The sequence below is a fragment of the Colwellia sp. BRX8-9 genome, from assembly GCF_014077245.1.
Lineage (GTDB): Bacteria > Pseudomonadota > Gammaproteobacteria > Enterobacterales > Alteromonadaceae > Colwellia_A.
Genome location: NZ_JACGVN010000003.1, coordinates 20,997 through 39,301 on the forward strand (window position 1 = coordinate 20,997; position 18,305 = coordinate 39,301).

11 protein-coding genes are annotated in these 18,305 nt (G+C 36.4%); 5 read left to right on the forward strand and 6 right to left on the reverse strand.

What is annotated here, in order from left to right:
* Positions 1-178: 178 nt before the first annotated feature.
* The 3 genes from glnS to H4J70_RS03200 all read right to left on the reverse strand — a co-directional run bounded on the left by glnS (position 179) and on the right by H4J70_RS03200 (position 4,945).
* The gene (gene glnS, locus H4J70_RS03190) at positions 179-1,849 is read right to left on the reverse strand and encodes a glutamine--tRNA ligase (RefSeq protein WP_182215714.1); all 1,671 of its coding nucleotides are present in this window, start codon (positions 1,847-1,849) and stop codon (positions 179-181) included.
* A 291-nt stretch (positions 1,850-2,140) separates the two neighbouring features.
* A complete protein-coding gene (locus H4J70_RS03195; protein ID WP_182215712.1) occupies positions 2,141-3,991 on the reverse strand; it encodes a DUF885 family protein in 1,851 nt (616 codons plus the stop codon).
* A 297-nt stretch (positions 3,992-4,288) separates the two neighbouring features.
* Positions 4,289-4,945 (reverse strand): DUF1456 family protein, encoded by a 657-nt coding sequence (locus H4J70_RS03200; RefSeq protein WP_182215710.1) that lies wholly within the window; start codon positions 4,943-4,945, stop codon positions 4,289-4,291.
* A 177-nt stretch (positions 4,946-5,122) separates the two neighbouring features.
* On the opposite strand from H4J70_RS03200, the gene mfd reads away from it, so the two are divergent.
* The 3 genes from mfd (at position 5,123) to H4J70_RS03215 (ending at position 10,561) form a co-directional block, all read left to right on the forward strand.
* On the forward strand, positions 5,123-8,662 hold the full coding sequence (gene mfd, locus H4J70_RS03205; RefSeq protein ID WP_182215708.1) for a transcription-repair coupling factor: 3,540 nt from the start codon (positions 5,123-5,125) through the stop codon (positions 8,660-8,662).
* Between the two features lie 73 nt (positions 8,663-8,735).
* Positions 8,736-10,259 (forward strand): CsiV family protein, encoded by a 1,524-nt coding sequence (locus H4J70_RS03210; protein ID WP_182215707.1) that lies wholly within the window; start codon positions 8,736-8,738, stop codon positions 10,257-10,259.
* Positions 10,260-10,273: 14 nt separating this feature from the next.
* Positions 10,274-10,561 carry a DUF1244 domain-containing protein gene (locus H4J70_RS03215; protein WP_220470356.1) on the forward strand — a complete coding sequence of 96 codons (288 nt, stop codon included), beginning with the start codon at positions 10,274-10,276 and terminating at the stop codon, positions 10,559-10,561.
* A 14-nt stretch (positions 10,562-10,575) separates the two neighbouring features.
* On the opposite strand, the gene H4J70_RS03220 is transcribed toward H4J70_RS03215, so the two are convergent.
* Positions 10,576-10,911, reverse strand: coding sequence for a hypothetical protein (locus tag H4J70_RS03220; RefSeq protein ID WP_182215703.1), 336 nt, complete (start codon positions 10,909-10,911; stop codon positions 10,576-10,578).
* A gap of 180 nt (positions 10,912-11,091) precedes the next feature.
* On the opposite strand from H4J70_RS03220, the gene H4J70_RS03225 reads away from it, so the two are divergent.
* Together H4J70_RS03225 and H4J70_RS03230 are read left to right on the forward strand one after the other, a co-directional pair.
* On the forward strand, positions 11,092-11,841 hold the full coding sequence (locus H4J70_RS03225; RefSeq protein ID WP_182215702.1) for a DUF2189 domain-containing protein: 750 nt from the start codon (positions 11,092-11,094) through the stop codon (positions 11,839-11,841).
* Between the two features lie 524 nt (positions 11,842-12,365).
* Positions 12,366-16,067: a response regulator gene (locus tag H4J70_RS03230; RefSeq protein WP_182215700.1), complete on the forward strand. Its 3,702-nt coding sequence runs from the start codon at positions 12,366-12,368 to the stop codon at positions 16,065-16,067.
* 363 nt (positions 16,068-16,430) lie between these two features.
* On the opposite strand, the gene H4J70_RS03235 is transcribed toward H4J70_RS03230, so the two are convergent.
* Both H4J70_RS03235 and H4J70_RS03240 read right to left on the reverse strand, forming a co-directional pair.
* The gene (locus H4J70_RS03235; protein WP_182215698.1) at positions 16,431-17,126 is read right to left on the reverse strand and encodes a pseudouridine synthase; all 696 of its coding nucleotides are present in this window, start codon (positions 17,124-17,126) and stop codon (positions 16,431-16,433) included.
* Between the two features lie 243 nt (positions 17,127-17,369).
* Positions 17,370-18,251: a U32 family peptidase gene (locus tag H4J70_RS03240; RefSeq protein WP_182215696.1), complete on the reverse strand. Its 882-nt coding sequence runs from the start codon at positions 18,249-18,251 to the stop codon at positions 17,370-17,372.
* Positions 18,252-18,305 lie beyond the last annotated feature (54 nt).

Sequence of the window (18,305 nt, forward strand, 5' to 3'; positions counted from 1 at the left end):
AATAGCTCGTCTGTTATCTAAACTTTAAAATCACACACCTAAATATATTAAGAATTACGATACCATTCAAAACAAGCTATATGATGAAAAAATTAAAGTATAAATTTAGATAAAAAAAAACCTTTATATACCGGTAAAATTCCAGTAAACAAAGGTTTTAAACGTAATTGCAGGGTAATTAGTTACCCATTTTAGCCCAAGTATCGCGTAAACCTACCGTGCGGTTAAATACTAACTTATCACCTTGTGAGTCTTTATTATCACGACAAAAATAACCTTGACGTTCAAATTGAAAGGCTTGTTCAGGTTTAGCATTGACCAATGATGGCTCTACTTTAGCGTGACTAATAGTAATTAACGAATCTTCATTCATCACACTCTGAAAATTTTCTGCAGCAGCAGGATTTGGTACATTAAATAAACGGTCGTATAAACGAATTTCTGCATCAATAGATTGCTGAGCAGCAACCCAATGAATAACACCTTTTGGTTTAGTACCATCTTCAGGGTTTTTACCTAAGGTATCGGCATTATAATTACAATAAACGGTCGTAACATTGCCTTCGCTGTCTTTGTCACAACGTGTGGCGGTAACAACATAAGCTCCACGTAAACGCACAGCTTTATCAAGTACTAAACGTTTATATTTTTTATTAGCTTCTTCACGAAAGTCTTCCGCTTCAATATAAAGTTCTGCGGCGAAAGGAACAATGCGAGTACCTTGTTCATCATCACTTGGATGATTTTTTACTGTTAATTCTTCTACTTGATCTGCTGGATAGTTTTCTATTACCAATTTAATCGGGTCAAGTACCGCCATAGCACGAGGTGCATTGTCATTGAGGTCTTCACGAATACAAGCTTCTAAAACTCCAATTTCAACGGTATTGTCCATTTTAGTAACGCCAATACGTTTAGCAAACTCACGTAATGAGCTCGGAGTGTAACCGCGACGACGAAAAGCAGCAATCGTTGGCATACGCGGATCGTCCCAACCATTTACAAGCTTTTCATCAACTAACGTATGAAGTTTACGTTTACTCATCACCGTATATTCAAGGTTTAAACGTGAAAATTCATATTGATGTGGTACAACATCAATCGATACATTTTCAAGTACCCAGTCATATAAACGACGGTTATCTTGAAATTCTAATGTACAAAGTGAATGGGTAATACCTTCAATAGCATCAGATAAACAATGGGTAAAATCGTACATCGGGTAAATGCACCATTTGTCGGCTGTTTGATGATGATGAGCAAAACGAACGCGATAAAGAATCGGGTCACGCAAACACATAAAGCTTGATGTCATATCAATTTTAGCGCGAAGAACACATTCGCCTTCTTTACATTTACCGTCTTTCATTTTGGCAAAAAGTGCTAAGTTGTCTTCAACACTCGTATCACGATACGGGCTATTTTTCCCTGGCGCTTTGAGCGAACCACGATGTTCGCGTGCTTCATCCGCATTTAAGAAACAAACGTATGCCAAGCCTTTCTCAATTAATTCAACAGCAAAACCATGCAATTGATCAAAGTAATCAGAGGAGTAATGAACCTTACCCGCCCAATCAAACCCTAACCATTTTACGTCTTCTTGAATTGAGTTAACGTAATCAATGTCTTCTTTTTCAGGGTTGGTATCATCGAAACGTAAATTACATAAGCCTAGGTAATCTTGAGCAATGCCAAAATTTAAACAAATTGCTTTCGCATGGCCAATATGTAAAAAACCATTGGGCTCAGGTGGGAAACGAGTTTGTACACTCGAATGTTTACCACTTTCAAGATCCGCATCGATAATTTGACGAATAAAATTTGTTGGGCGTTTTTCAGCTTCCGACATCCACAAAACCTCTAAAAAGAATTTAAACTACGTTATTTTTCGGCATTATAACAACTGTTAATCAAAGGGAATAGCGCTTATCTTGGCAAATTATAAATTTTACGCATTAAGGGCAAAAGTTGCTTAATAATTAAATAAATATCGGCTTATTCCTAGAAAAATCAATTAACGTCTGATTATCATCAATAGGTATTTACCTAATCCCCATAAAAAAGAGAAGTACCGAACGGCACTTCTCTTTTATAAAGATTTTTTACTGCAATAAGACTTTAGCTTAAGCTTTTTTATTCGCTATTTTTTATTCGCTATATAGGTATCAACTAATTGAGCTAAAACATTTAAGGGTACTGGACCATTACGAAGTACCACATCATGAAACTCACGAATATCAAATTTCTCAGCAAGTTCGACTTTAGCGTGTTCACGTAGCTCAATAATTTTTAACATGCCAATTTTATATGCGGTTGCTTGTGACGGCATAACAACATGGCGCTCTACCATTTTTACAGCGTCAGACTTAGCATTTGGCGTATTTGCGACATAATATTCAATACCTTGAGCTCGCGTCCATTTTTGTGTATGGATACCGGTGTCAACCACTAAACGACAAGCTCTCCATAACTCCATAGCTAAACGACCAAAATCAGAATAAGGGTCTTGGTATAAACCAATTTCCTTCGGGATCATTTCTGAGTACAAACCCCAACCTTCGGTGTGTGCGGTATAACCACCAAATTTACGAAATTTTGGAATATTTGTTAGCTCTTGTTTTATCGCTATTTGCATATGATGACCAGGGATCCCTTCGTGATAAGCAAGCGCTGCCATTTGATAAGTTGGCATCGCTTGCATATCGTAAAGGTTAGCGTAATAAACTCCTGGACGAGAGCCATCAGGTGCAGGCTGTTGATAAAAAGCTTTACCTGAAGATTGTTCTCTAAAAGCTTCAACCGCTTTAACCTTTAGCTTAGCTTTAGGTTTGGTTAAAAATAAACTGTCTAAACGTCCTTCCATATCATCAATTAAAGCAACAGCTTCATCTAAGTAACGTTGTTTACCCGCGTCATCAGCAGCGTAATAAAATTGTTTGTCATTTCGCATGAATTCAAAAAACTCGCCAAGTTCGCCTTCAAAGCCAACCTTTTCCATAATTACGCGCATTTCACCGTGAATTCGAGCCACCTCACTTAAGCCAGTTTGGTGAATTTGGTTAGCGGTTAAATCTGTTGTGGTGGTGCGTTGTAATGCATTATTAAAGAATGCTTCACCTTCTGGGAATTTCCATGCGCCGTCTCTGTTGTCTGCTTTTTTTGCTAGCGTTTCTAAATAACTGACTAATTGCTGATATCCAGGCTTTATGCTGCTCATTAATGCGGTATTAACCTCTGCTAACAGCGTGCTTTTTTCAGCGGCATTGATCTCAAGTTTATTCACCTTTTTAGTGAAGTCAGCTAAAATCGTACTGTCTTTTCCTTCTTCAAATGGAGCACCTGCAAGAATATTTTGAGAGTCACGAATAACGTGAGGAAAAACAAACTTAGGGGCGATAATACCTAAGTCTTCACGCAATTTTAGTTGTGTCGTTAATTGTTCTAAAAGTACTTTAGCACCCTGCACTCGAGCAATATAATCTTGTGCTTCTTTGACATTGCTAATGGAATGCTGATTAATTAAAAATGCAGGTAAACTTGAGTGTAAGCCACGCATTTGATTTACAGGATAGTTATGAAAACGCCACTTATGGTCAGCAATTGTATTTTCTAATTTTTGTACCAATAAGTGATAGCTGATCATTGTCTGCTCATCGAGTTTTTGACTATCGATGGCTTTAACACGTTGGAGGTTTTCATGAGTAATCGCTAATTCTTTTAGCGTGTTTTCTTCTGAAATATCATCCCATTTATCATAATCTGTTTTTATGCCTAAATAAGTTTGCATCATCGGGCTTCGTGCAACACCTTCATCAAAAATAGCATCAAATATTTGGTTAGCTTTTTCTGATTCAGACAGTGCTTTAATCGCACTTTTTTTCTCAGCTTCCTTTGAGCTTGTTTGTGGTGTATCAATACCTTTTTGTTCTGTGCAAGCGGCAAGTAATGAGCTAGAAATAGCCACTACCAGTAATGTACTTTTGAAAGTCATAAGTATCTCTTTTTATAGGAATATATAGTTACATTACAATAACTGTAAATGTTCTGAATTTAAAATGCTTTTATCTAGTCTTGATCAAAAATGATAGTGTTGGCAATAGCTGTTCGACAAATCGCATTGTAATTACGATAAAAGGAACTTTACCTTTTTTATTTTTTATAAGACATAAAAAAGAGCTTATACCGAGGTAAAAGCTCTTTTCAATTAGAGTAGAATTTATATTTTTATGATTAACAAAGGAAAATTTATTCTCAAGAATTACTGAATATAAATAACCACGCCTAAAACCTAATTTTTATAAATATCTGAAGGCTTAAGTTTTAACACTGTTCTTTTAGGTTTATCATCGTTATCTGTTGCTTTAGTGGCATTGGGGTTTATGTATATTTTGCTCACTTTAGGCTTAGCTGTTTGATAGTCTTTTTTTGGTAACTCAGGTTTTTTTACCGTTTCAACTTCACGCTTTGGGGTGAATTTTTCAGGTCGATTAACATGATATTTGGTATCAATGGCTTGAATAAAGTTTCTCAAAAACTGATCTTTACACTCGCGGTAATGTTTGTGATCGGGCTTACGAAAAAATGCACTTAATTCAGGTTTAGTCATACGTATACCTGAGGTAGACATCATATCGAGAACATCTTCTGCGCGCAGCGCTAATGCTATTTTTAATTTGTTGAGCACAAGATTGTTATTCATTCGTTTTTCAGCTGGCGGTGTTTCACCATCACGGGCGCCACGTTTGTCAATAATTAAACCGTTCAAAAAAGTTGCTAGCTGAACATCGGTGCAGTTAACAACTTGTGGATCATCTTCTTTTTTCAACCAATAACTGATTTGTTCACGACTTACCGTTAACTTTGCTAAATTAAATAGGTCGATCATCTTTTGATCATTAAAATTAAAGGTATATCTTAAACGACGTAAAACATCATTATTGGTCACGAAACTCTCCAAAAAACACAGCAGGCTCTACCCAATGTAAAGCTGGGCCTTATTATATCACTATAGTTTTTTAAACAAAAAAGTATTTACTCGTTCTTAAAATTTAACCATAACTCATGTTAAGATAATGCGCTGTTTTAGACGCCTTATTAACAATCATTATTTGATAGAGAAATCATGAGTAAAACTGCTAGCTTATTTGAACCTGTATTAACTAAACGTCGTGGCAAACATGCTGATAAAAAGCATTGGACTAATTTACTAGGTAGTAGTGACACGCTAGCTATATACCATGGCGCCCTCAATGCCGACGCTCCGATGTTGTTATTAACCAATGACACCCAGTCAGCATTGCGTTTCGAGCAAGAATTAAAAAGTTTAAATAAAAAGCGGCAACTGCCTATTTGCTTATTTCCTGATTGGGAAACATTGCCCTATGATACCTTTTCACCGCATCAAGATATTATTTCCCAGCGACTAGCAACGCTTTACCAATTATCAAATATGAAAAGTGGCATTATTATTGTGCCGGTTTCAACATTATTACAACGCCTTGCGCCAACGCAGTATTTGCGTACGAATAGTTTGATCGTAAAAGTAGGTGATAAAAAAGACTTACATCAAATGCGACAAAATCTTGAAGCCAGTGGTTATCGCTGCGTAGAACAAGTAATGGAGCATGGTGAATTCTCGGCACGTGGTGCAATTCTCGACATATTCCCTATGGGCTGTAAAACTCCGTTTCGCTTAGATTTTTTTGATGATGAAATTGATGACATTCGCTTGTTCGATCCTGAAAACCAGCGTTCAAGTGATAAAATAGATGAAATAAATTTATTACCCGCACACGAATTTCCGACCGACGAAGCAGCAATAAATTTATTTCGTCGTCAATACCGAGAAGAATTTCCTAACACCATTCATAAAGAGTCAATATATCATCAGGTCAGTGATGGTATTTTGCCGGCAGGTATTGAATATTACCTCCCCTTGTTCTTTGAAGAAACGAGCACTTTGTGTGACTATTTAGGCGAAAACACACGGATAATGCTCAGTGGCGATATTGATAAAGCTATTGAACAGTACTGGCTTGATATTGATTACCGATTTGAAGAACGTCGTTATGATCTGACTCGGCCATTATTACCCCCCAAGAAACTCTTTTTAAATAGTGAAGAGTTTTATCGTGCCTTAAAACCTTTTGACCGAATTTCAATAGAAAAAGTGCCGGTAATAAACGCGTTACAAGAAACTGACAGTGACGACATTGAAAAGTCAAAAGCCGGTCATATCCGTTTTGATGTCACTCCCTTACCTGATGTTACGGTTAATCATCAACTGAAACAGCCTTTTGAATTAATCAATAATTTTATTCGCGACAAAGAAACCCCAGATAAGATTTTATTTGTTGCCGAAAGCCAAGGCCGTCGAGAAAGCGTTTTAGAGTTATTAGAGCGTAACCATATCAAGCCACAATATTTTGACGATATTGAAAGCTTTGTCGCAAGCCCGGACAAACTTGGCATCACAGTGAATACCCTCAACAGTGGTTTTATCTTTCAAAGTAAAGGCACCGCTAAGAAAAATGCGATAGCCCTAATCACCGAAGATGAACTTTTAGGAGAGCGGATAAAACAAAGTCGCCGCCGTACCAAACAACAAACTATTCAAGCGGATGCTATTTTTAAAAACTTAGCCGAGCTTTCAATGGGACAACCTGTTGTCCATTTTGAGCATGGTATTGGTCGCTACATGGGCTTACAAACCATTGAAAACAGTGGCATAACCACTGAGTTTCTAGTTTTAATTTACGCAGGTGAATCAAAGCTTTATGTACCGGTTGGCTCATTGCATTTAATTAGCCGTTATTCGGGCGCCGACGCAGAAAGTGCACCGTTACATAAATTAGGTAACGATACTTGGAGTAAAGCAAAACAAAAGGCCGCTGAAAAAGTGCGTGACGTGGCGGCTGAACTACTCGATATATACGCCAGCAGAGCCAGTAATAAAGGTTATCAATTCAAACGTGACAAAGCTGAGTATCAAGCTTTTTCAGACAGTTTCCCGTTTGAAGAAACCTTTGATCAAGAGCAAGCCATTAAAGCAGTAGTGTCTGATATGCTCAGCGATAAGGCCATGGACAGACTCGTTTGTGGAGATGTCGGTTTTGGTAAAACTGAAGTTGCGATGCGTGCCGCTTTTGTTGCCGTTAACGACGGCAAGCAAGTGGCTATCTTAGTGCCAACAACCTTGCTTGCCCAACAACATTATGAAAACTTTCGCGACCGTTTTGCTAATTTACCGGTTGCTATAGAAGTATTATCACGTTTTAAAACAGCCAAAGAGCAAAACGTTGTTATTGCCGATGTTGAATCAGGCCAAATAGACATTCTGATCGGCACCCATAAGTTATTGCAAAATAGTATTAAATATAAAGACCTAGGTTTATTAGTGGTCGATGAAGAACATAGATTTGGTGTAAAGCAAAAAGAAAAAATCAAACAATTACGCAGCAATGTTGATATTTTAACATTGACCGCAACCCCTATTCCACGGACCTTGAATATGGCGATGGGCGGCATGCGCGATTTATCGATTATTGCCACACCGCCGGCAAAACGCTTAGCGGTAAAAACCTTTGTTCGCGAACGTGACGACGCCCTTATTCGTGAATCTATTTTACGTGAAATCCTTCGTGGTGGTCAGGTTTACTTTTTACATAACAACGTTGATACTATCGATAAAACCGCTGCAGATATTCAAAAACTGCTGCCAGAAGCAAAAGTAACCACCGCCCATGGGCAAATGCGCGAACGTGAACTTGAACGCATTATGGGCGACTTTTATCACCAACGTTACAATGTATTAGTTTGTACAACGATTATAGAAACAGGTATCGATGTGCCAACAGCTAATACCATTATTATGGACAGAGCCGACCATTTAGGTCTAGCGCAACTCCATCAATTACGAGGCCGAGTGGGTCGTTCACATCATCAAGCTTATGCTTATTTATTAACACCACATGTTAAACGTATTACTAAAGATGCGAAGAAACGTCTTGAAGCTATTGCGTCTCTTGAAGATTTAGGCGCTGGTTTTACCTTGGCCACACACGATCTCGAAATTCGTGGCGCAGGTGAATTATTAGGTGAGGGACAAAGTGGTTCGATGAGCCAAATCGGCTTTACCCTTTATATGGAAATGCTCGATCAAGCTGTTTCAGCGTTGAAGCAAGGCAAACAGCTTTCGCTTGAAAATATGACCGCTAAGCAAACTGAAATTGAATTGCGGGTACCGGCGTTACTACCAGACGATTATATTTTTGATGTCAGCTTACGGTTAAGTATTTATAAACGTATCGCCAGTTGCGGCAATAAAAATGAACTTGACGAAATTCAAGTAGAATTAATTGACCGTTTTGGCTTATTACCGCAGGCTGCTAAAAATCTAGTCCATATTGCGAAGTTACGTTTAAAGGCCCAAAAAATAGGGGTTTCTCGTATCGAAGCAGGTCCAGCAGGTGGCTCTATTGAGTTTAGCGATGAGACAAAAGTTGATCCTATGCTTATTATTGGTCTTATTCAGCAACAGCCAAAAGTTTATAAATTAGTTGGCGCTAATAAACTCCAATTTAAAATTGCCACTGAAGACAGTAAATCACGCTTTATTTTAGTGACATCTATGTTAAATGATTTAGTAAAAACAAAAAAATAACCGTAAGATAACAGAGTAGACTCAATGCCTTAGTTTACAATAACAAGGCAGGTTATAACTCTTTGGATGATTAATGAATTTAAAACATTTAGCGCTGCTCTGTGCAGCCTTAATATTTTCACAACAAACCAGTGCCGCTGATAAAGATAATGACGACCGCTGGTTTGAAGTGGAAGTGATCCTGTTTAGTCAACTGGGCGATAAAGCGCAATTAAAAGAGAAGTTTCCAAATAATACGCTTTTACCCCAATACCGAAATATTATTGACTTGTTAGGCCCCTACCTTAACCCTGATATCGCCAGCTTAAAACAGCAATTACCCCGTTGTGATAATCCTACTTATGCTCAATCACTCCTTGAGCAAGCTATAACGGCCATAAAAGAACAGCCTTACTATGTTGCTAAAAGCTTAGCTGAATTACAAACGCTTTCAGCCCAAACGATAGACGAGTCGTTAACCGATCCATCAATATCAAAATTTAGCGATGGCACACATAGACAAGTGGCTTTAGACAATATCGATGATAGCCCAGCGTCGATAAATAATTCATTAAAAGCGTATGACAACAGCAGCTTAGCTATGCCATTACCAAAACAAGTGATGAGTGAAAAAGAATTAACGCAACGCTTAATGTTACTTGAGCAAGCAGCGGCTGAATTTTCAACTTTGCCCTTAACTTATACCAACGAAACTGCCTCATTTACCGACGGTATTTGTACTATTTCTGTAGAGGAATTTCAGCACTTTAATCAATCAACCGATGCTTATGCTTATCAAAGTTATAACGCTTTTAATATTGAGCAAGTACCGCCTACTATTAATAATATTGAAAATATCTATAGTGATGAAGACTACTTACTTAATAAAGAATCATTACAACTTGACGATATTGTTAAAGAAATAGCCCGCAGTCGAAATTTCAAACCATTACTGCATTTTGGCTGGCGTCAAAAGACAAAAACTAAACAATTAGCTGTGCCACTGAAAGTTATTGCCGGTGAAAATTTTGCTGAACAATACCAAAAAGAATTGCAACAATTTCAACAGCAACGCAAACAAGCACAAAGGCAAGAAGAGGCCCTGCATAGCGTATTATACAAAGATACTTCGGCCCAAATAGAAGGGTCAGATGAAACAGTAAAAGAAAAAATAATGGCAGAACGTTTACAAGAGCTGCTGATAAAGCTACCCAATTTACCTACTGAGACAAAAAGTTTACTCGCTGAAATAGAGCAAGATATAAACGACACAGCGGTAATATTGAATACTAACACAATGCAGGCAGCCCCAATAAAGCCTCCTCAAAATTGGACAGTAGAGGGTTTTATCAAGGTAGAAGTTGACTTTTATTTACATATTACCGCTGATCTTAATGTAATGAATATGTCGTTAGCCGAACAAGCAACGCAAAAGTTATTACCTGGTGATAAACAAAAGTCATCGGCAATTTTAAAAACGATAAACTTTAAACAAGACAGACGAGTCAGAAGCACAGAAATACACTATTTTGATCATCCTTATATCGGTATGATTATTCGTATTCTGCCTTATGACAAACCCACTAAGGAAGTTGAACAGTCAACTCCACTTAACTAAATAAAGAGATGAATATGGACAAAGAAATAGAAATACAAGCTGCTGTTTTTCGTCGATTACTGGCTCACTTAGACAGTAGAAAAGATGTACAAAATATTGAGTTAATGAATTTAGCGAGTTTTTGTCGTAATTGTTTTTCTAAATGGACAGTTGCTGAGGCTGAGAAGTTAGGTGTTGAAGTAGATATCGAGACCGCTCGTCAGCAAATTTATGGTATGTCCTATAGCGAATGGAAAGAAAAACATCAATTGCCAGCAACAGCAGAGCAAATGGAAAAATTTAATCAGTTACAAAAGAAGTAAACAATTTAGCGCAATTAAATTTTCACTGATATTGCATATTGAGTCGTTCGGCGATCATTTCTGTCGCGTGACTCTAACCAACGTCCGCGTTTATTTTTTAAATGACGTCGATCAGCAGATGAGCGGCGTTCAGGTCCTGTCCAAAGCACTTTTTTTATTCCCACTCCATTTTTCACATCATCTGCTACATCGGGCAGACTTGCTGCTGAGTTCATTTGACGATTATATTTATTAGCTTGGCGCTTATCTTTTTTTGATTGAGCGATTTTTACTTGATTGGCCGCAGGCAATAAATCTATCAGTACATCCACTTTACTTGTCCGTTCATCAGTAATTGTCTTGTTGTACATTTAATCGGCAACTAAGAATAAAAGTTTAATCTTTTATATAAATAGTACTGCTAGGCTAACTGACGATTATTTTCAGCCATGGTTTTGATACAAATCAAATAGATGTTCTTCAGCAAGCCATTTAAAAATATGCTCAGGTAAAATGCTGTTATCGTTATAAATAAGTAAAGACTCAGTATTATGGATAAAGCCACGCCATCAATAAAAAAATGGTTAGCATTTGGTTGGTCAAGTTTCATCAAAACTAAAACCATCAGTATAGTATTTAGCAGCTTTTTTTGCATTATCGCCGGTCTACTCTATTGGTTATTATTACGCATTGGTGCCGATTTAGTTATCTTTCCTTTTATCGCCGGTTTTTTCATTGTTGCTCCTATTCTTATTATTGGTTTTCAGCAAGTTGCAGGTCTATTAGAAAAAAATAAAATACCTACATTTAAAGACTTAATTGCGATTAAGGGACAAAAAAATAAAGGCATTTGGTTTTTAATCTTTATTCTATCCTTGTGTTATTTTATTTGGATAACCGATGCTTTAGTGATTTACGGACTGTATTTTGGCATAGAGCCCTTACCTTTAGACCACACTTTCATTACTGATCCAGCGTTAAGAGAATCATTACTTTGGTTTTTACTTTACAGCGGTTTAATCGGCTGGGTAACTGCAGTGATTGGCTTTTTACTCGGTGTGTTTTCTATACCCTTGATTATTCACCAACAGTTAAATTTTGTTGATGCGGTAAGTATCAGTGTTAAAACCGTATTTAAACATAAAAAATTAATGTTTAAATGGGCGCTAACCTTAGTCATGATAACGTCTTTAACTTTAGTGGTAGCACTACCGCTATTAATTATTGTCTTTCCTGTGTTGGGTTATGCAAGTTATGCGGTTTATGCTGACTTGTTAATCAACAAGGATAATAGCCCGTAATATTGTCAACACTCGAAAACAATACCTTGATAATTCAAGTAAAGCTATTTACCTCAGCATTCGCTAAATAGCGCCACTTGCCCACTTCAATACTCAATTAATTTTACCTGTTAATTGACGAACTAAACCAACCCCTTTATTAGCAACACCGGCAAATATTTGTTTAAGCTAATGGTGTTTACCTTCGGTGATAGTCGTTAATACTTATTTTTCATTTCCCCTTTATAGCTCGACATCTAAGTTAGTTGCTCATGTTTTTCAAGAGGCTTCAAGGTAAAGTGGTTAATTGGCTAAGCTGACTTGTCTGACCATATGGCCTTACGTAAATTGTTTGTCTTATAGTGAATAAGTAAAATAACGATGCTGCAGTTAATTGTTGATGCTAGGATATATGACACCCCATCAGAATTGTTTAATATAAAATAAAAATTCATAAAAATTAAATATTTTAAGTGTTTATTATGAAAGACTTAAAATTGTGTCTATACTTCTCAGGACATTAACTAACGGCGCGGTAATATCACTTGAGTCTCCTATCAAAGAATAAGAATCAAACTCATATTTTAATTATTCTCATTCTTATCTTCGTTGCCATTGGCTTTACCCAATTTTTAATTATGCAGTTCTTGCCTTGGATACAAACCTTATTTCCATTTTTACCTGAAGCGTTATTGAACGCTATATTACTGAGCCTATCGATTACACCGATTATTTATTTATTAATTAGAAAGCATATTATCGATGTATCATCTGACGAATCAAACATTCGTAAAAAGCTTATAATTTCTGCCGGCTTACCTCTTATTATTGCTATTACATTAATGCTAAATATTGTTCACAATAAACAACAAGATATTTCAATTTTACACAATACTGAAAGCATAATAGCGTTGGATAGTAATATTGCTAAGCTCATTGATGCCCTCAACAAAGAATTAGAACTCAGTGCGCTTTTTTTAATTAGTCTTGATGAAAAATCAGCAAAAATTTCGTCAAATACTCGATCACTAGATGACTTGAAAGTACTCCGTATCGCTGTTGATACATTGCTGTTGTCAATAAAGAAAAGCATGACATCTGAAGACATTGTTGTTGGCGAATTTAATCAACAATATGTTGCTGAGCTAAAGTCAGCGTTAATAACTCTTAGAGAAGGGATTGATGCTAACAATATATCTTGGCAGCAAATCATTGATTTTCATATTGATTGGAAAAATGATTTTTTATCAAAATTACAATCATTTTCAGATCAAATAAGAAATAAAAATATTGCAAAGATGCACAGTAATTTCCTTATTTTATTGAAGTTGAAATCTTTAAACCTGCTCAATAGTACTATTTTAACAGTGACCCTTGAAAATGAAGAAACAAATGATAATACCATTGACATACGTCCACTTAAGCTAAGTATCCGCCAACAAAATAGTCAAGAAAGACTGTATAATAATATATTTATCTCTTCACTATTTAAAGACAACGAAAGCCATGTAATTCAATTACTTGATAATAAAACAATAAGTGAAGCTAATCGACTTCAAAATGTTTTGCTCGAACGGAATACTGAGGAGCTTGTCGCTCAACTAAAAACTTCTATAGGCTATAATGGACTGATACATCAATTTAAAAATTATCTACTGCGTGATGATGAAAAATATCGAATCGCTTTTTTAACGCTTCATAGTGATGTAGAACAACTTATCAGTAAGTTACGAACGCTTAAACAATATAATCGTAAAGCCTTGTATCAGCTTGACAGTTTTTCAGCTGTATTGAATCAATATAAACAAACGTTGTCAGATATTTCTCAATATAGACAGCAAGGAAAATCGGCATCAGAGATTGACCAATTGGTTATTATTAATGATGACCCCGCCAATGAAGCATTAGAGTATTTGCAAAACCATTTATGGGAGAATGATCCTTTATACACCTTAGGGGTGCTTAAAAATAAAAACCTAATATTACAAAGTATTGAAAATCATCTCTCTGCACAAATACAAAAAACGCTCACCCATTTGTTGGTAGAAAAGCGAAATGATTCTTACATATCCGCAGTAACTGCACTTTTACTCAGCCTTTTCGTTATTGCACTTTTATTGCTTATTAGCCGAAATATTAATGACTCATATCAAGAAAGAATTGCTGCACTTAATAAAGCGGAAGAAGGCGCGAAATTAAAGTCAGAGTTTTTAGCAAATATGAGCCATGAAATACGCACCCCCATGAACGGTGTATTAGGCATGCTAGGTTTATTACTTAATAGTAAACTTGATGATGAACAAAAACACCGAGTTAATATCGCAAAATCTAGTGCTGACTCCTTATTAACTTTAATTAATGACATTCTAGATTTTTCAAAAGTTGATGCGGGTAAACTCGAACTTGAATACTTAGATTTTAATTTAAGAAACTTATTAGGTGACTTTGCTGAAGCTATGGCCTTACCTGCTCAAGATAAAGGTTTAGAAATAATCCTAGATCTTACGGGTATAAAAGAATCGATGATCAAATCAGATCCGGGCAGAATTAGACAAATACTGACGAATCTTGTCGGCAATGCAATAAAGTTCACAAATCATGGAGAGATAGTTATTACCGTAAAACTCATCACTAAAAAGAGTAATTATGGTGATGAATTAATATTACATTGTCAGATATCTGATACAGGAATCGGCATTCCGGCAGATAAAAAAGAAGGGCTTTTTTCAGCATTTAGTCAAGTAGACTCATCGACGACACGTAAATATGGGGGCACAGGGCTTGGGTTAACAATAACGAAAAAACTCTGTAATTTAATGCACGGCGATATTAATGTAGTTGATAAAATGGGTGAAGGTAGTTGTTTTGAATTTAGCTTATTAGTTGAGAAAAGTAAAAATTCGACCCTAGTTATACCCGAAATAGATATTTCGGCATTGCACATTTTAATTGTTGATGACAATAAAACCAATCGCGATGTCCTTCGCTCACAGTTACAGCTGTGGGGGGCAAATATTGAAGAAGCTGATAGCGGTGATGCAGCATTGGCTCTATGTAAAAAGCGATATGAAGATACCGGCACACCCTTTTTTGATATTGCCATACTTGATATGCAAATGCCTAATATGTCAGGAGAAACCTTAGCGAAAAAATTAAAAAACCAACAAGAATTTAAAGCAATGAAACTCGTTATGATGACCTCTATGGGTGAAAGAGGTGACGCAAAACATTTTGCAGATATTGGTTTTAGTGCTTATTTCCCTAAGCCAACAACAACATCAAATCTATTTAAAGCCTTATCTGTAGTTGCTCATGGCGGAGAAATACTAAAGCAAGCGTCACCATTAGTTACTCATGATTATGTTAATGCAATGAAAATAGTAACAACAGAGGATAAAAAACCATTATTCGTTTCATCTGCCAAAAATATAAGAATATTAATTGTTGAAGACAATCGCATAAACCAAATGGTCGCTTTGGGTGTTTTAGAAGAATTAGGATTCACAGCTGACGCAGTAGCAAACGGCTTAGAAGCACTGATAAGCTTAAAAGAGTCATTAAAAAGCCACCCTTACTCTTTGGTCATAATGGATTGCCAAATGCCAGAAATGGATGGCTATGAAGCAACACGACTTATTCGCAAAGGAGATGCAGGCCAAAAGAATAAAGTTATTCCTATCATTGCGATGACAGCAAATGCAATGCAAGGAGATAAAGAGAAATGTTTAATAGCAGGCATGGATGACTACTTAACAAAACCTATAGAAATAAATAAAGTTAAAGCTAAATTAAAGTTATGGCTTGGAGTAACAGCTGATAAAGAAGAGCGTTTCGATACTGATACCTTAAATTCAGACCACCTCACCTTAAGTAGTCAATCAATTGAAAAATCTAAAAGTGAGCATGATAGCCCTTGGCACAAAGCTCATTTATTAAAACGGCTGGGTGGAAACCCTAAAAAAATGACATTATTGGTAAAATGTTACCTAGATGATAGCGAAGAAAAAACACGCGAACTGCAAGAGTCAATAAAGGCAGAAAATTGGCAAAAGATAAATTATAACCTGCATTCAATTAAAGGTGCAGCAGGTAACTTAGGTGGAGCTCAAGTACAAAACTTAGTCACTAAGATAGAAATACTATCAAAAGAAAAGAATATAACGGCATTGAATGAGAGCATAAGTGAATTATATACCGCATTGGAGACGTTTAATTCATTACTTGCTGACCACTTAAAAGCGCATTAAATTTTCATCACTTAACTTGGTGAGAAGCACCATGAAAACTTTATCAGCTTGACTATTAATCAGAACAATTGATTACTGAGTTTCTGTATCACTAGTGGCTAAATCCGCTTTTTATGTCTCAATAAATATTAAGCCAAGATAAGTCACTGTTTTATATAAATATATAAAAATCAGTTGCAGCCCTGATAGATAATTAATATGGAAAACGCTCAAAAAACGCCTAGATATCTTATTGCATTCTTATACTGTAAAACTTCCGGTGATGGCTATTTGGCTGACTTTTTCTTCATTTGAGATAGCTTTGTTACTCGAGGCAAAGACAAAGATAACAGTCAGTGAGGGCCACAACACCAAAGTAGCCAACTAAAAGCTATTTACCTCGGCATCCGTTAAGTAGCGCCACATGCCTAATTCAACATCTAAGTTAATTTCGCCGATTTGCTGGCGATGTAAACCAATAACTTTATTACCAACAGCAGCAAACATTCGCTTAACTTGATGGTACTTACCTTCAGTGATGGTCAGTAATACTTCTTTTTCATTGAGTATTTCTAATTTAGCTGGCAGAGTCAGTTGATCTTCTCCTTGTAACTGTAAGCCAGCTGTAAAGCGCTCAATTAGCTCCGCTGACTTTTCAGATAATATTGCATTACGTAAATTAACGCGGTAAACCTTGGCGCAGTTTTTTTTGGGTGAAATAATATTATGCGACCAACGGCCATCATCGGTAACTAATACTAAACCTGTGGTATCTGCATCTAAACGTCCAGCAATGTGAAGATCAAACACTTTATCCACTTCAATATAATTGAGTAAAGACGGATAAACTTCATCGATATTACTGCAAATAGTATCTAAGGGTTTATGCATCATGATATAACGAGAAGTGCGCGCCGTGAGCGCTTCACCGTTAACAGTAACGCTGTTATTTTCATGCACTTGTGTTGCTGCGTTCTTAATCACCTCACCATTAACTAGAACATCCCCCATTTTTAGCAGTTTCTTCGCTTCACTTCGGGTCAGTTCAGTGCTCTTACATATAAATTTATCAATACGCATGGTTAATTAGGTCAGTGTTTAGTCATTATAAGTATCGCTATTATCCTTCATAGTCAGTAAGAATCAACAAAGAAAAATAAAAAGCCAGTAAGCGAAATCAATTTAACCAATTTTAAAAAGCACTTGTCAGGTTAATAAATCAATATTGCTTTTTTATAAGCTTAAAAAGTGAGCTCAACTCATTAAACACTTACCCTTTTTTATCAGTATTGAAAGTTACGATTTACAGCATAAGATCAGATATCATGCTAACGACATGCCTGCAATTTTATGCCAGTAACCATTACATTCTTCAACACCATTTAGTGGATAATGTTTAGCTTGATTAAGCTGTTCTCTAAAGGTAGATATTTTAGTAAAAGCGTTCACACTGTCTGCACTTATACGGACAATATCGACGCCTATTTCCGCCATATTCGGTACTTCATTTATTAAGTTATATTGATAGCCCGACATTGTCTGTATGCCATTTAGTACAAAAACACGTTCACCTTCACGACTGTTCATTTTCCTGCCTAATGGGTATTTAATACAACAGAGCTCGCAATTGTCTTTAGCTTTGTCTTCAGAACGAGCGGTAAAACAACGAGCAGAATAAGCCAATGGCATATAACCCCAAGCAAAGACTTCACACTCAAATTGTGAACGAACATTATCTTCCTCTGCCTGTAGTAATAATGTTTTTAGCCAATCACCTGATAACTCAACAGGCATAACCCAACGACTCATCCCTTGCTTAATTAAGACTTTCAATGTTGATAAGTTATAACAATTGATTGCTGGACCCACAACAAATGGCATTTTCAACTGATGCATAATTTGTACAGCGCTAAGGTCATTCGCTTCAATAAGCAGGTCGCCATTATCACAAAGTTTTCGCATGGTTTGGATTTCAGCAGGTGATTCAAGTAGGGTCATGGTTGATAGAACGATTTCTTTATCAAGGTCACACGCCAAGTCTTTTGCTAAGCCAATCCAATCTTTAGCACGCAACTGGCGGCGTTTAGAACAGACTGTTTCACCTAAATAAATAATATCCGCTGCGCTATCTTTAGCTTGTTGATAATAAGTTTCAACTTCAGCTTTGGGCCAAAAAAACTGACTAGGTCCAAGAGAAAATTTCATAGTATTTCCAATTTTTATTATGCTGTTTAAAATAAGGCTATCGTGCAAAGTAAG

What these genes read in the sequence shown, in the direction of transcription:
- glnS (WP_182215714.1), bottom strand. Translation starts at nt 1,849, where the DNA reads ATGTCGGAAGCTGAAAAACGCCCAACAAATTTTATTCGTCAAATTATC.
- H4J70_RS03195 (WP_182215712.1), bottom strand. Translation starts at nt 3,991, where the DNA reads ATGACTTTCAAAAGTACATTACTGGTAGTGGCTATTTCTAGCTCATTA.
- mfd (WP_182215708.1), top strand. Translation starts at nt 5,123, where the DNA reads ATGAGTAAAACTGCTAGCTTATTTGAACCTGTATTAACTAAACGTCGT.
- H4J70_RS03210 (WP_182215707.1), top strand. Translation starts at nt 8,736, where the DNA reads ATGAATTTAAAACATTTAGCGCTGCTCTGTGCAGCCTTAATATTTTCA.
- H4J70_RS03215 (WP_220470356.1), top strand. Translation starts at nt 10,274, where the DNA reads ATGGACAAAGAAATAGAAATACAAGCTGCTGTTTTTCGTCGATTACTG.
- H4J70_RS03220 (WP_182215703.1), bottom strand. Translation starts at nt 10,911, where the DNA reads ATGTACAACAAGACAATTACTGATGAACGGACAAGTAAAGTGGATGTA.
- H4J70_RS03225 (WP_182215702.1), top strand. Translation starts at nt 11,092, where the DNA reads ATGGATAAAGCCACGCCATCAATAAAAAAATGGTTAGCATTTGGTTGG.
- H4J70_RS03235 (WP_182215698.1), bottom strand. Translation starts at nt 17,126, where the DNA reads ATGCGTATTGATAAATTTATATGTAAGAGCACTGAACTGACCCGAAGT.
- H4J70_RS03240 (WP_182215696.1), bottom strand. Translation starts at nt 18,251, where the DNA reads ATGAAATTTTCTCTTGGACCTAGTCAGTTTTTTTGGCCCAAAGCTGAA.